This is a genomic window from Flavobacterium sp. 3HN19-14 (genome assembly GCF_051373205.1).
Taxonomy (GTDB): Bacteria; Bacteroidota; Bacteroidia; order Flavobacteriales; family Flavobacteriaceae; genus Flavobacterium.
The window spans coordinates 3,513,125-3,526,518 of record NZ_JBPPZT010000001.1; the positions used below are offsets into that span (position 1 = coordinate 3,513,125).

Annotated in this window: 11 protein-coding genes and 2 pseudogenes; 7 read left to right on the forward strand and 6 right to left on the reverse strand. The window is 41.4% G+C overall.

Translation table 11 applies throughout. From position 1 onward, the window contains the following. Positions 1–28: 28 nt before the first annotated feature. A pseudogene (gene secA / locus ACSLFW_RS19025) lies at positions 29–3,377 on the forward strand (preprotein translocase subunit SecA). A 95-nt stretch (positions 3,378–3,472) separates the two neighbouring features. Further along, positions 3,473–4,054 (forward strand): hypothetical protein, encoded by a 582-nt coding sequence (locus tag ACSLFW_RS19030; protein ID WP_436557062.1) that lies wholly within the window; start codon positions 3,473–3,475, stop codon positions 4,052–4,054. Between the two features lie 193 nt (positions 4,055–4,247). Here ACSLFW_RS19030 and ACSLFW_RS19035 read toward each other — a convergent pair whose 3' ends face one another. From ACSLFW_RS19035 to ACSLFW_RS19045, 3 genes are all read right to left on the reverse strand, one after another. Next, on the reverse strand, positions 4,248–4,448 hold the full coding sequence (locus ACSLFW_RS19035) for a hypothetical protein (protein WP_436557063.1): 201 nt from the start codon (positions 4,446–4,448) through the stop codon (positions 4,248–4,250). Positions 4,449–4,547: 99 nt separating this feature from the next. After that, positions 4,548–4,733, reverse strand: a complete 186-nt coding sequence (locus tag ACSLFW_RS19040; RefSeq protein WP_436557064.1) for a hypothetical protein — start codon at positions 4,731–4,733, stop codon at positions 4,548–4,550. 78 nt (positions 4,734–4,811) lie between these two features. Next, entirely contained in the window at positions 4,812–6,224 is a 1,413-nt protein-coding gene (locus ACSLFW_RS19045) for an FAD-binding oxidoreductase (protein ID WP_436557065.1), read from the reverse strand. 275 nt (positions 6,225–6,499) lie between these two features. On the opposite strand from ACSLFW_RS19045, the gene ACSLFW_RS19050 reads away from it, so the two are divergent. From ACSLFW_RS19050 to meaB, 3 genes and pseudogenes are all read left to right on the forward strand, one after another. Further along, the gene (locus tag ACSLFW_RS19050) at positions 6,500–6,907 is read left to right on the forward strand and encodes an Rrf2 family transcriptional regulator (protein ID WP_436557066.1); all 408 of its coding nucleotides are present in this window, start codon (positions 6,500–6,502) and stop codon (positions 6,905–6,907) included. 49 nt (positions 6,908–6,956) lie between these two features. Further along, positions 6,957–7,605 (forward strand): annotated as a pseudogene (locus ACSLFW_RS19055) (NAD(P)-dependent oxidoreductase). A gap of 153 nt (positions 7,606–7,758) precedes the next feature. Beyond that, entirely contained in the window at positions 7,759–8,862 is a 1,104-nt protein-coding gene (meaB, locus tag ACSLFW_RS19060) for a methylmalonyl Co-A mutase-associated GTPase MeaB (RefSeq protein ID WP_436557067.1), read from the forward strand. Positions 8,863–8,921: 59 nt separating this feature from the next. Here meaB and ACSLFW_RS19065 read toward each other — a convergent pair whose 3' ends face one another. Together ACSLFW_RS19065 and ACSLFW_RS19070 are read right to left on the reverse strand one after the other, a co-directional pair. Further along, complete coding sequence (locus ACSLFW_RS19065; RefSeq protein ID WP_436557068.1) at positions 8,922–9,149, reverse strand: hypothetical protein; 228 nt, start codon at positions 9,147–9,149, stop codon at positions 8,922–8,924. A gap of 50 nt (positions 9,150–9,199) precedes the next feature. Next, a complete protein-coding gene (locus ACSLFW_RS19070; protein ID WP_436557069.1) occupies positions 9,200–10,576 on the reverse strand; it encodes an MATE family efflux transporter in 1,377 nt (458 codons plus the stop codon). 198 nt (positions 10,577–10,774) lie between these two features. Between ACSLFW_RS19070 and ACSLFW_RS19075 the strand changes: the two genes are divergently transcribed. Then, positions 10,775–11,314, forward strand: a complete 540-nt coding sequence (locus ACSLFW_RS19075) for a hypothetical protein (protein ID WP_436557070.1) — start codon at positions 10,775–10,777, stop codon at positions 11,312–11,314. Positions 11,315–11,598: 284 nt separating this feature from the next. On the opposite strand, the gene ACSLFW_RS19080 is transcribed toward ACSLFW_RS19075, so the two are convergent. Next, the gene (locus tag ACSLFW_RS19080; protein WP_436557071.1) at positions 11,599–12,477 is read right to left on the reverse strand and encodes a PPK2 family polyphosphate kinase; all 879 of its coding nucleotides are present in this window, start codon (positions 12,475–12,477) and stop codon (positions 11,599–11,601) included. A 65-nt stretch (positions 12,478–12,542) separates the two neighbouring features. On the opposite strand from ACSLFW_RS19080, the gene ACSLFW_RS19085 reads away from it, so the two are divergent. Then, positions 12,543–13,361 carry a DUF6929 family protein gene (locus ACSLFW_RS19085; protein ID WP_436557072.1) on the forward strand — a complete coding sequence of 273 codons (819 nt, stop codon included), beginning with the start codon at positions 12,543–12,545 and terminating at the stop codon, positions 13,359–13,361. Positions 13,362–13,394: the final 33 nt, after the last annotated feature.

Here is a 13,394-nt window from a genome sequence, read left to right on the forward strand (position 1 = left end):
ACATTTTATCAATAGTAATCAATTAACCATGAGTTTCATAAATAGCATTCTTAAAGCCTTTGTAGGAGATAAATCACAGAAAGATGTCAAGGCTTTGCAACCTTACCTCACTAAAATCAAGGCGCTCGAAGGCACTTATTCCGCTTTGTCGCACGACGAATTAAGGGCGAAAACTACCGATTTCAAAGCGCGCATCGCTGCCGCAAGAGCCGAGAAAGACAACAAAATCGCCCAACTGAAAGAGGAAGTTGAAAAAGTGGAAGACATCGACAGCCGCGAAGACATTTACGTGCAGATCGATGCACTTGAAAAAGAAGCTTACGAAATCTCAGAAAAAACCCTGATGGAAATCCTTCCGGAAGCTTTTGCAGTCGTAAAAGAAACTGCGAAAAGATTCAAGGAAAATTCTTCGATTACAGTTACTGCTACGCCGAAAGACCGCGAATTGTCTGCGGCGAAAGAATATATCATGCTTGAAGGCGACAACTCCGTTTGGCCAACCAATGGAATGCTGCCGGAAAAGCCATTACGTGGGACATGATCCATTATGATGTGCAACTCATTGGCGGTATGGTTTTGCACGAAGGAAAAATCGCCGAAATGCAAACGGGTGAAGGAAAAACGTTGGTCGCGACCTTACCTTTATATTTAAATGCCCTTACGGGGAACGGCGTTCACCTGGTAACTGTGAATGATTATCTGGCGAAACGTGACAGCACCTGGAAAGCGCCTTTGTTCGAATTCCATGGGCTCACAGTAGATTGCATCGACAACCACCAGCCGAATTCTGACGCAAGGAGAAAAGCTTACGAAGCCGACATCACTTACGGAACCAACAACGAATTCGGTTTCGATTATTTAAGGGACAACATGGCGCATTCGCCGGCTGATTTGGTACAAAGAAAACACAATTTTGCAATTGTCGACGAGGTCGATTCGGTTTTGATTGACGACGCGAGAACGCCGTTGATCATTTCAGGTCCGGTGCCTCAAGGTGACCGTCACGAATTCAATGAATTGAAACCAAAAATCGAAAATCTTGTAGCGCAGCAACGTGCTTTATCCAACGGATTTTTGACAGAAGCCAAACGTTTAATCAAAGAAGGCAATACAAAAGACGGCGGTTTCAACTTGTTAAGAGCTTACAGAAGTTTGCCGAAAAACAAAGCTTTGATCAAATTCTTAAGTGAAGAGGGCATCAAGCAATTGCTTCAAAAAACCGAAAACCAATACATGCAGGACAACAACCGCGAAATGCCGAAAGTTGACGAAGCGTTGTATTTTGTAATCGAAGAAAAAAACAATCAGGTAGAGCTTTCCGATAACGGAATCAAATTCCTTTCCGGCGATACAGACAGCAATTTCTTCGTTCTTCCTGATATCGGAACAGAAATTGCCGCCATCGAAAAACAAAATCTCGACAAAGACGCCGAAGCCGAAGCCAAGGAAAAATTATTCCAGGATTTCAGCATCAAAAGCGAGCGCATCCATACTTTGACACAATTATTAAAAGCCTACGCACTTTTTGAAAAAGATGTCGAATACGTAATCATGGACAATAAAATCCTCATCGTTGACGAGCAAACCGGTCGTATCATGGATGGTCGCCGTTATTCTGACGGATTACACCAGGCGATTGAAGCCAAAGAAAACGTTACAATTGAAGCCGCTACGCAGACTTTTGCAACGGTAACACTTCAGAATTATTTCCGTATGTACAGCAAACTCGCCGGTATGACGGGAACTGCCGTGACAGAAGCGGGTGAATTCTGGAAATTTACAAATTAGACGTAGTGGAAATTCCGACCAACAAAGGAATGGCCAGAAAAGATAAAGAAGATTTGATTTACCGTTCGGTGCGTGAGAAATTCAACGCCGTAATTGAAGATGTGACACAACTTTCTGCTTCAGGAAGACCTGTTCTGATTGGAACGACATCGGTAGAAATCTCCGAATTATTAAGCCGAATGCTCAAAATGCGCGGCGTAACCCACAACGTTTTGAACGCGAAAATGCACAAGCAGGAAGCGCAAATCGTTGAAGAAGCCGGAAAACCTGGCGTTGTAACTATCGCAACAAACATGGCCGGTCGTGGTACGGATATCAAACTGACTTCGGAAGTAAAAGCCGCAGGCGGATTGGCGATTATCGGTACAGAACGCCACGATTCCCGTCGTGTTGACCGTCAGCTGCGTGGTCGTGCAGGCCGTCAGGGAGATCCGGGAAGTTCGCAGTTTTATGTTTCTTTGGAAGATAACCTGATGCGTTTGTTCGGTTCTGAAAGGGTTGCGAAAGTTATGGACAGAATCGGCCTCAAAGAAGGTGAAGTTATCCAACATTCGATGATGACCAAATCTATCGAGCGCGCACAGAAAAAAGTCGAGGAAAATAACTTCGGTGTTCGTAAACGTTTGTTAGAATACGACGACGTAATGAACGCCCAACGTGAAGTCGTTTACAAAAGAAGACGCCACGCTTTGCATGGTGAAAGGCTAAAAGTTGACATCGCCAATATGATGTATGACACTTGCGAACTCATCGTTGCTAACAACAAAGCGACAGGCGATTTCAAGAATTTCGAGTTTGAATTGATTCGTTATTTTTCAATCACTTCTCCGGTTTCACAAGCCGATTTCAACAAGCTTTCAGAAATGGAACTGACCGGAAAAGTCTACAAAGCCACACTTCAGTATTACACTGAAAAGACTGAAAGAAGTGCGCGCGAAGCCCTGCCAATCATCAAAGGTGTTTATGAAAACGAAGGCAACCAATTCGAAAGAATCGTCGTTCCGTTTACAGACGGCATCAAAACCTTGAACGTCGTAACCGATTTGAAGAAAGCATACGATTCTGAAGGAAGACAACTCGTTGCCGATTTCGAAAAGAACATCACTTTAGCCATCGTCGATGAAGCCTGGAAAAAGCACTTGCGCAAAATGGACGAATTGAAACAATCGGTGCAATTGGCGGTTCACGAGCAGAAAGATCCTTTGCTTATCTATAAATTCGAAGCGTTCAACTTGTTCAGCAATATGCTCAATGGCGTGAATAAAGAAGTGGTTTCATTCCTTTTCAAAGGTGATTTGCCGCAACAACAGCAAAAAATCCAGGAAGCGAAGGAAGTGCGTCAGAAAGAAGATTACACTACAAGTAAAGACGAAATCCTTAACAGTGACGAAGCTGCCGCACAATCGCGCGAAGCCGGGCAAACACAACAACGCCAGGTAACAGAAACGATTGTTCGCGACATGCCGAAAATCAACCGTAACGACAATGTTACCGTGAAACACGTCATGAGCGGCAAGACTGAAACAATGAAATACAAAAAAGCCGAAAGTCTTTTATCTTCAGGCGAATGGGTGATTGTAAACGAATAATCATTACTGAAATCAGTTAAAAATATTTTAATAAAATCCCCGGTCATTCAAAATGGCTGGGATTTTTTTTATATTTGGATAAACTAAAAATTTTTATGAAAACCAAATTTACAATGTTGCTGCTTTTTATCGCCGTACTTTCGGTGAAAAGCCAGACGATGGAAAGCCTGAAATCAGAAACAGATAAAATGTTTCAGGCGACTTTCGCGATGGATTATGACAAGATATTTTCTTTCACCTATCCGAAATTATTTGAAACGATGCCCGCAGAACAGCTTAAGACTGTCATGAAGCAGACTTTCGATAATGAATACATGAAAATAACGCTCGAAAAAATTGATCCGAAGTTTCAATTCGACCCGATTCAGGAAATGGAAGGCAAAAAAATTTCCGTTATCCGCTATAAAACGGCGATGACAATGTTTATGAAACAAAATTTCAGTACCGATGCAGAACGCGACGTTGTCGTAAATGCATTGAGCGGCAATGAATTGTTTTCAGGCGTTAAATTAAACAAAGAAAAAACCGGGATTTACGCAGAAATGGATGCGGTGATGATTGGAATTTTTGACAGCACAACTGGCGGCCAATGGAAATTCATCAATTATACGCCCGCTCAAAGAGAAATGTACAGAAACATCCTAAGCGATACTATTCTGAATAAATTAGGCCTATAAAATTTATTAACCCATTAAAATTTAAGTTATGTCAAAAGGTATGGATGCGAAAAAAACGGCTAAAAAAGAACCGCTGAAAACCGCAAAAGAAAAAAAAGCTGAAAAGCGCGACAAGAAAAACAGTCCGAAAAGGGATTAAACAAAAAAGCCATCAAAATTGATGGCTTTTTCTTTACAAAAACTAAAACAAATACTAAAACTTGTATCCTGCGCCGATAAAGATTCCGCTTACAGCAACATCTCCAAAACCGAGTGAATATTTCACGTTACCTTCAAGGTTTTCAGTGATGGCATAAGCAGCACCAAAATCAACATTCACTTTAAATTTGTCTTCATCTGCATTCAGAAAATAATTGAATGAACGAACCAGCCATTGCGCTAAATTTTTCTGCAAAAGTGTATTTTACAAAAACAGGAACGCTCAGGTAGCTTGCATCATCCGGCAAAGACACATATAAAACCTCCGGTTGTAATGCCATTGCATCTGAAAGACCTAACGATACAAAACCGCCAAGGAAAATCCTGTGTTGCTTTCTGTACCGCTTGCTGTAAAACCTGCTACAGTAGTTGAATACTTGTAAGCTGCCAAATCTACACCGGCTTTAACTCCGAATTTTGTTTGTGCTTGAGTTGCGAAACTCCCGGCAATTAAAAATGCCGCTAAAATAATTTTTTTCATGATAAATGTTTTGTTAGTTAATAATGATGTAAAAGTATAGCGGCAGCTTCTACGTCACAATACGGCATTTTACGTATTTTACATTATATCAGGAAAAATCTTACCGGGATTGAGGATGTTATTGGGGTCAAAAACCTTTTTGATGTCTTTCATCAATTGCAGGTGCGCCTTTGAAAACGCAATGTCCATGTAGTTTTTCTGGACAAAACCGATGCCGTGTTCACCGGAGATGGTTCCTTTTAAGGAAACTGTCAGTTCGAAAATTTCGCGGATGCCTTTTGGGACTTCCAGCTTCCAGCTTTCATCGGTCATACTGCCTTTGATGATATTGACGTGCAGATTTCCGTCGCCGGCGTGGCCGTAGCAAACAGAACGGAATCCGTATTTTTCGCCAATCGATTTGATACCCGCCAAAAGCACCGGCAACTCATAGCGAGGCACGACAGTATCTTCCTCTTTATATATAGAATTGGATTTCACGGCTTCTGCGACATTGCGGCGCATTTTCCAAATGGCATTTTTCTGGTCTTCGGAATCGGCGAATAAAACTTCGTCAATGTGGAATTCTTCAAGAACGTTCATAATTTTTTCGGCTTCGGAAAAAAGGATTTCAGGATAATTCCCGTCGACTTCAATTAAAAGGTGCGCTTCGATTTCGTCTTTTACTTGGACATTCAGGCCATCGACGTATTTTATTGCCCAGTCGATGGCGTCGCGTTCCATGAATTCAAGAGCGCTTGGCACGATTCCGGCGCGAAATATTGCTGATACTGCCTGACAGGCTTCAACTGCTTTGTAAAACGGAACCAGAAGCAATACATTATGCGTATGCTGCGGTAAAAGTTTCAACACGATTTTCGTAATGATGCCCAGAGTGCCTTCGCTGCCCACCATCAATTGCGTGAGATTATATCCTGTGGAATTTTTGAGTGTATTAGCGCCCGTTCGGATGATGTCGCCATTTGGTAAAACGACTTCGAGATTCAACACATAATCTTTGGTAACCCCATATTTTACAGCACGTGCGCCACCTGAATTCTCAGCTACATTCCCGCCAATCCAGCAACTGCCCTGACTGCTTGGATCAACAGGATAAAAAAGGCCTTTTTCTGCAACCGCTTCGCGCAAGATTTGTGTAATTACGGCTGGCTCTGTAGTTACCTGAAGATTCTTTTCGTCGATTTCGAGGATTTTATTGAGGCGTTCCATTGAAATACCAAGGCCGCGATGAATGCTGAGTGCGCCGCCGCTCAGACCTGTTCTTCCCCCTATTGGTACAACCGGAATTTTATATTGACCGGCGAGTTTCATGATTTCAGAAATTTCCTGAACATTCGCGGGTTTTACCAAAACGCCCGGCGGAAATACATAATCTTCGGTTTCATCGTGGCCGTAATGGTTGCGGGTTTCCTCATCGAGAAAAATGTATGAAGAACCGACGATACTTTCGAGTTGGGTAATGATTGCTTCAGAAAAAACAAAATGTTCCATGCAGATGAGTTTGTGTTACAAAAATACTATTTATTGGTTAGGGATTTATGCCGGATTGAGGATTTTGACTTTGAAAAATTTTGAGTCGTAAATAATGATGTTAGTTGTTATTCACACCACTGCCCTAGCCCCGGTTGACAAGGAAAATCCTTTTTGTTCTTTCTTCAAGAACAAAAAGATTTGGGAGGAAAACGGGAAACAGCTTCAAAAAAAAATCAATAAATAATTTCATTATTGAAAACTTGTTGTATATTTGTAATATATTTTATTACAGTATGATTTCGGGGAAATTTGCCATTACGATCCACATCCTGACTTTGCTTTCGAAATTTCCGGACGAATTTTTGTCGTCGGAATTCATTGCATCGAGCATGAACCTGCATCCGGTATTGGTCAGAAAGGAAATTGTGAACCTGAAGAAAAATGGTTTGGTGGAAAGCAAAGAAGGCAAAAATGGCGGAACGAGGCTTTTCAAAAAAGCTGAATCTGTTACGCTTGACGCAATTTTTAAAATGACTTTTGAAACTGTGACGCTTGGCTATGCGAAGAACGACCCGAATCCGGATTGCCCGATTGGGAAAAATATCAATAAAAAACTTGATGCGCTGTATGCGGATATCAATCAGAAAATCTCGTCGGAACTCAGTCAGATGACGCTTAAAAGTTTTGCCGATCAGTTCTGATTTTTTTAATTTAAACTGTAACATTTTTTATTACTTAAACATTTATATCATGAAAATTGCACTTATCGGAGCCACAGGATTTGTAGGCTCGGCTATCTTAAACGAATTGGCAGACCGCGGGCATGACGTTACTGCTATTGCTAGGAATCCTTCAGCAGATAAGAAACCCGGCGTGAATTGGGTAAAGGCGGATGTGACGAATGTCTCCGAATTATCAGAAATTCTTTCCGGAACATGAAGTCGTTGTGAGCGCATACAACGCCGGCTGGAGCAACCCGAATATTTATGACGATTTTCTTGCAGGGTCGAAAGCCGTTCAGGAAGCAGTCAAAAAATCGGGCGTAAAACGTTATATCGTGATTGGCGGTGGCGGAAGTTTGTTCGTTGCTCCGGGATTACAAGCGGTTGACACGCCGCAATTTCCGAAGGAGTATTTTGTGGCAGCATCTGCGGCGCGTGATTATCTTACCTATATAAGAGAAGAAAAAGAATTGGATTGGGCATTTTTTAGTCCGGCGCTCGAAATGCACCAGGGCATTACTACCGGAAGAACCGGAAAATATCGTTTGGGCAGTGAAAATCCCGTATTCGACACTGATAACCGCAGCATTTTAAGCGTTGAAGATCTGGCAGTGGCGATTGCTGATGAAGCGGAAAACCCGAAACACCATCAGGCACGTTTTACGGCAGCTTACTAAAAATTAAATCATTAGGCATTAAGTTTCATTAAGAAGCAACTTAATTTTCTTAATCTCTTAATGGTTCAAAAAACTTTGTTTGTAAAAATGTCCGTTTGGCGAAATATTGCCAGACGGGCATTTTTATTTAAATTTACCGGTATAAACTATTTTGTGAAAGCTTCCAGAAACAACAAATCGGCATTGAATGAAATTGAAGGCGTTGCTGCTCCTGAAAGCGTGAACGTCAAATCGGTGCAGCATGTGATGGAATTTCGCAAAATACAGCCTTCTGAAAAAGAGTTGATTGACGGGATTTTAAGTGGTAATAAAACTGCATTAAGCCGCGCCATTACGCTTATTGAAAGCACCAATCCGAAACATTTGGAAAAAGCGAATGCGATAATCGCTGCTTGCCTTCCTCATGCAGATAAATCGGCGCGCATAGGAATTACGGGCGTTCCCGGTGTTGGCAAGAGTACATTCATTGAAGCTTTTGGAAAATACCTGACTTCACTCGGAAAAAAAGTGGCAGTTCTGGCAGTTGACCCGAGCAGCACGATATCGCATGGCAGTATTTTGGGAGATAAAACCAGAATGGAAGAACTTGTCAAAGATGAAAATGCATATATAAGACCGTCAGCTTCAGGAGAAACGTTGGGCGGCGTTGCACGGAAAACACGGGAAACCATCATTTTGTGCGAAGCAGCAGGATTTGATACCATAATCATTGAAACTGTTGGTGTTGGTCAAAGTGAGACTGCGGTGCACAGCATGGTCGATTTCTTTCTGCTGCTTAAAATTTCAGGTGCCGGAGACGAATTACAAGGCATCAAACGCGGGATTATGGAAATGGCAGATGCTATCGTCATTAACAAAGCCGACGGTGATAATATTAAAAGAGCAAGATTAGCGAAAACAGAATTCAATCGGGCGTTGCATTTATTTCCGGCGAAAAATTCAGGCTGGATGCCGACAGTTGCGACTTGCAGCGCGATTACGAAAGAAGGCATTGCCGATGTCTGGACAACCATTTCCGATTATCTGGAATTGACCAAAAACAATCATTTCTTTTTTGAAAAACGAAGTGAACAAAGCCAGTATTGGATGCTGGAAACTATTAATGAGCAATTAAAAAACCGTTTCTACAACCATTCCGAAATCGCAGAATTACTTGAAGAAAATAAAAAAGCAGTGCAAAAAAACGAATTGTCGCCTTTTGCAGCTGCTCAGATATTGCTTGAAAAATATTTTACTGACGTAAATTCTAAATCTTAAATTCCAAAATCCAAGTCTTCTTTTTGGAATTTGGGATTTAAGATTTAGAATTTATTAATTTACTCCTCGTAACGCGCTATTTCGCGGTCATAAAACGCATTCGCCTGCTCAATTAATTTTTCCATTTCGGCATTGAGTTCGGCTTCGTCGAGGTCTTCGTCTTCTTCCATAAATTCTACCTCATCGTCTTTCAGGTTAATGATAAACCTTGGATAATCAAGGTGGATGATGAAGATATCGTCAGGAAAATCGGTATTGTCGCCAAGAAGGAATTTTGGTAAGTCCATGTAATTTTAGATTGTAGATTTATCCGGAATGTCTGTAATCAATCCGTCATTCATCCGTTATATTTAATAAGTTTCTTTGTCAAATAATGAAAGCGAAGATACAAAAATAAAGCGGCAACGGTCAAACCGGCTAAAAGTCCGATCCAAACGCCGACTGCTTTCAATTCTGTGTATTCTCCCAAATAATACGAAATCGGAAAGCCCACTACCCAATAAGCCACGAACGTAATATACATCGGGATTTTGACGTCCTGCAATCCGCGCAGAGCGCCCAAAACCACGACTTGTATTCCGTCGGAAATCTGGAAAACTGCCGCGACCAGCAACAATTTTGATGCGATGGCAATGACTTCAGTGTTATCGAGATGCTCATGCGTATTTTCAAGATTCAGAAAAAGAATGGGCAGCGAATCGTAAAAGATCAGGAAAAGTGACGCAAAAATAATTTCTATGATAATTGCCAGCAGGAATATCGAACGCGCCACAGTCACCAGATTTTTGAAATCCATTATTGTTCTTTGATTGCTTACGCGGATCATCGCAGTGATGCTGAGCCCCATTGCGAACATAAAAGTCATCGACGCCAGGCTTAATGCAATCTGATTCGCGGCCTGGCTGGTTTTCCCGATGTTGCCGCACAGCCAGATGGCAGCCGTGAAAAGTACGACTTCGAAAAGCATTTGCATGGCAGAAGGGATTCCGAGACTAATAATTTTCCTGACAGTGCTTTTTTTAATTTCATCGAAACTAAAATCTTTAAAGTAAGCTTTCAGTTTCTCCTGACGCGACAATATAATGTGCATGAAAGTCACCATCAAGATACGTGAAATTACAGTTCCCAATCCGGCGCCGATGATTCCCATTCGCGGAAAAAACCAAAATCCGTAAATCAGGCAGTAATTGATAACTACGTGAACGACATTCGCCATTACGATTGCATACATCGAATATTTCGTCATTGAAAGTCCGTCGGCAAATTGCTTGTAACCTTGGTAAACAATCAGCGGAACGAGCGAAAAAGCGACCCAATCCAAATATGGCTTAGCCAATGCAATCACTTCATCAGGCTGGTGCAATTGCGCCATCAGCGGTTTCGCCAAAACGACCAGAAGAAAAAGTGAAACGCCGAGAATACTGCATAAAAGGAGTCCGTGATGAAACGCAGAACGAATTTTCACCGGATTATTTTCAGCATCAGCTTCAGCGACAATCGGCGTTAATGCAGTAGAAAATCCAATTCCGATTGACATTGCGACGAAAATCATGCTGTTGCCAAGCGAAACGGCGGCGAGTTCTGTCGTGCCTAATTTTCCCACCATGATATTATCGACGATTTGGATCATCGTATGGCCGAGCATTCCGAGAATTACCGGATATGCCAGTTCCAGGTTGTAAGAAAACTCTTTTGTATAACGGGATAAGTTCAAGGCTTGCAATTTTGGTGCAAAGGTAAGTATCCAAAACCGAAAATGTTTCAGAAATGTACGAATTTATAGGCAATCAAGAATTATATAACAATTCCCGAAAATTGTATAACCCGCGCCGAATATGGCATTTCTATATTTGTAATATCATTTTGAAAGAAATGTACTAACAAAAATTAACTCAAATTAAAATTAAAGATCATGGAAACTAAAACAAAAATTAAAGGACTAATGGTATTGGCTTTTGCCATATTGTTTGGAAGCAACGTTAACGCTCAGGCAACTTTGCCGGAAGCGGCTCAAAATTACGATCAGGGGTTCAGATTAGGATTCGGACTTAGCGGCGGTTATGCATTTGAAGATTCATTTGGCCCGACTTTAGGATTAGATGCGCGTTTGCAATATGATTTATCGAAAAGAACTTCGGTTACTTTAACAACAGGTTATACACATTTCTTTGTAGATGAAGGTTTTGATGATTTCGGAATTATTCCGGTAAAAGCTGGTTTTAAAGGGTTTATCTACGAAGATTCATTTTATTTGATGGGAGAAGTTGGTGCTGCAATTCCAACGAAAAGCGGAGCTGACACTTCATTGTTGGTTTCACCGTCAATCGGTTGGGCATCCAAAAACCTCGATCTTAGTTTAAGATACGAATATTACACAGAATTTGTAAAAGCCAACGGCGACGAAGGTGTCGGACAATTGGCATTGCGTCTGGCTTACGGATTCAGACTATAATTGAAAACCACTATACACTCAACTGAAGAAGCTCCGTTCGCGGGGCTTTTTTTTTAGAAAATAGACCACTTCGCTGTTAGATACAAGACCGCTTCGCTGAAAGACAAAACCAAAGTCTTGTATCTTTCAGCGAAGCGGTCTTTCAGCGAAGCGGTCTTTCAGCGAAGCGGTCTTTCAGCGAAGCGGTCTTTCAGCGAAGCGGTCTTCAGCGAAGCGGTCTTTCAGCGAAGCGGTCTTTCAGCGAAGCGGTCTTTCAGCGAAGCGGTCTTTCAGCGAAGCTGTCTCTACTCCTTTTCCAGTTTCTTAATATATTTCCCGACGTTTTCCTTGACCTCATCATCCAGTTCAGGCAATTGGATGTCTTTATATTGCGACAATTCCTCCCAGATGATTTTCGCTACGATATACCTTGCCATGTCTTTATCATCGGCAGGAATGACAAACCACGGCGCTTTTTTATTCGAAGTCGCGTTGATGGCTTCATCGTAATATTGCATATACTCTTCCCAGTGCTCGCGTTCTTTTAAATCGGCAGGCGAAAATTTCCAGTTGTGTTTTTCTTCTTCTAATCTTCGTAAGAGACGGCTTTTCTGTTCTTCTTTGCTCAAGTGGAGATAAAACTTCAGGATAATCGTTCCGTTCTGAACGAGTTGTTTTTCGAAATTATTGATTTGCCTGAAACGTTTTTTCCAGAAATTGGGTTTGATGTCATCGACAGTTTCAATTCCGGGTAATCTTTCATTGAGCACATATTCCGGATGAACGCGCGAAACCAATACGTTTTCATAATGCGTGCGGTTAAAAACACCAATTTTTCCTTTCTCCGGAAGTTTAATGATGTGGCGCCATAAATAATCGTGCTGTAATTCACTTGAATTGGGCTGCTTGAAACTATTCACTTCTACGCCACGCGAATTGATTTCCTTAAAAACCTCACGAATCAGGCTGTCTTTTCCCGAAGTATCCATGCCTTGCAGGCAAACCAATACACTGTAACGGTTGTGCGCATACATCACATCCTGAAGGTCGCTTAGCTTGTCGCGCAGTTTGCAAAGCTCGTCTTCCTTTTCATCATCATCGGCATTCGTTTTAAGATGCGTTGGCAGTTTTGAGAGTTTTACAGGTTCTGAAATCCTGAAATCATCGGGATTGATTGCTTTCATATAATTGATTATCTACGTAAATATAGTATTTTTGAACTGCTCCCTGAAAAATTAAATCGACTTCCATGCAAAAATTCAAGATTGAACTGTTGTTTCATATCATCGGCATCGGCTCGGCATCCGGATTGTTTTATAAAGACAATTCGCTGTTCCTGATTTCCGACAGCAGTAATTTTTTATACGAATACCATATCGCCGAAAAAGAATTGCATAAAATCAGGCTGTTTCCCGAAAGTGCCGAAAATATCGCCAAAAGCGAAAAACCCGATTTCGAATCGATTACGGTAAAAGGCAATTCGTTATATATTTTGGGTTCGGGAAGTACCGAAAAACGAAACCAGTTACTAGGTTACGACCTTAATACCAAAAATCTTTCCGTGAAAGACCTGCAGGGATTGTATGCTTATTTAAAGGAAAAATCAGGTATATCAGCCGAAGATTTCAATATTGAAGGTGCATTCTTTTACAGCAATGCTTTGTACCTGATGCAGCGCGGCAACGGGACGCTTTCAAAAAATGGGATTTTTGTGGTCGATGATGAAAAAGACGAAGTGCCATTTTTTCCGATTACGCTTCCAAAAATCAAAGATACTGAAGCGACTTTTACCGACGCAACGATTATAAACGACAAGATTTATTTCCTGGCTGCAGCCGAAAACACCACATCCACTTATCTTGACGGTGAAGTGCTTGGCAGTTATTTCGGAGTCATTGATGCCAAAACCATGACGTTGCAATTAACCGAAATGATTTCTGACAAACATAAATTTGAAGGCATCACTTTCTACAAAAATGAAAACGGCAAGATGATTTTCCTCATTTGCGAAGACAACGACAGCGGCAAGCAGGAATCAGAGATTTATAAATTGACGATTGACAATTAAAATTGTATTTTGCGTCTTTATTAATCCAATCTA

Coding starts and splice junctions, on each gene's coding strand:
- ACSLFW_RS19075 (WP_436557070.1), top strand. CDS start 10,775: ATGGAAACTAAAACAAAAATTAAAGGACTAATGGTATTGGCTTTTGCC.
- ACSLFW_RS19065 (WP_436557068.1), bottom strand. CDS start 9,149: ATGGACTTACCAAAATTCCTTCTTGGCGACAATACCGATTTTCCTGAC.
- ACSLFW_RS19050 (WP_436557066.1), top strand. CDS start 6,500: ATGATTTCGGGGAAATTTGCCATTACGATCCACATCCTGACTTTGCTT.
- ACSLFW_RS19030 (WP_436557062.1), top strand. CDS start 3,473: ATGAAAACCAAATTTACAATGTTGCTGCTTTTTATCGCCGTACTTTCG.
- ACSLFW_RS19080 (WP_436557071.1), bottom strand. CDS start 12,477: ATGAAAGCAATCAATCCCGATGATTTCAGGATTTCAGAACCTGTAAAA.
- ACSLFW_RS19040 (WP_436557064.1), bottom strand. CDS start 4,733: ATGAAAAAAATTATTTTAGCGGCATTTTTAATTGCCGGGAGTTTCGCA.
- ACSLFW_RS19085 (WP_436557072.1), top strand. CDS start 12,543: ATGCAAAAATTCAAGATTGAACTGTTGTTTCATATCATCGGCATCGGC.
- ACSLFW_RS19045 (WP_436557065.1), bottom strand. CDS start 6,224: ATGGAACATTTTGTTTTTTCTGAAGCAATCATTACCCAACTCGAAAGT.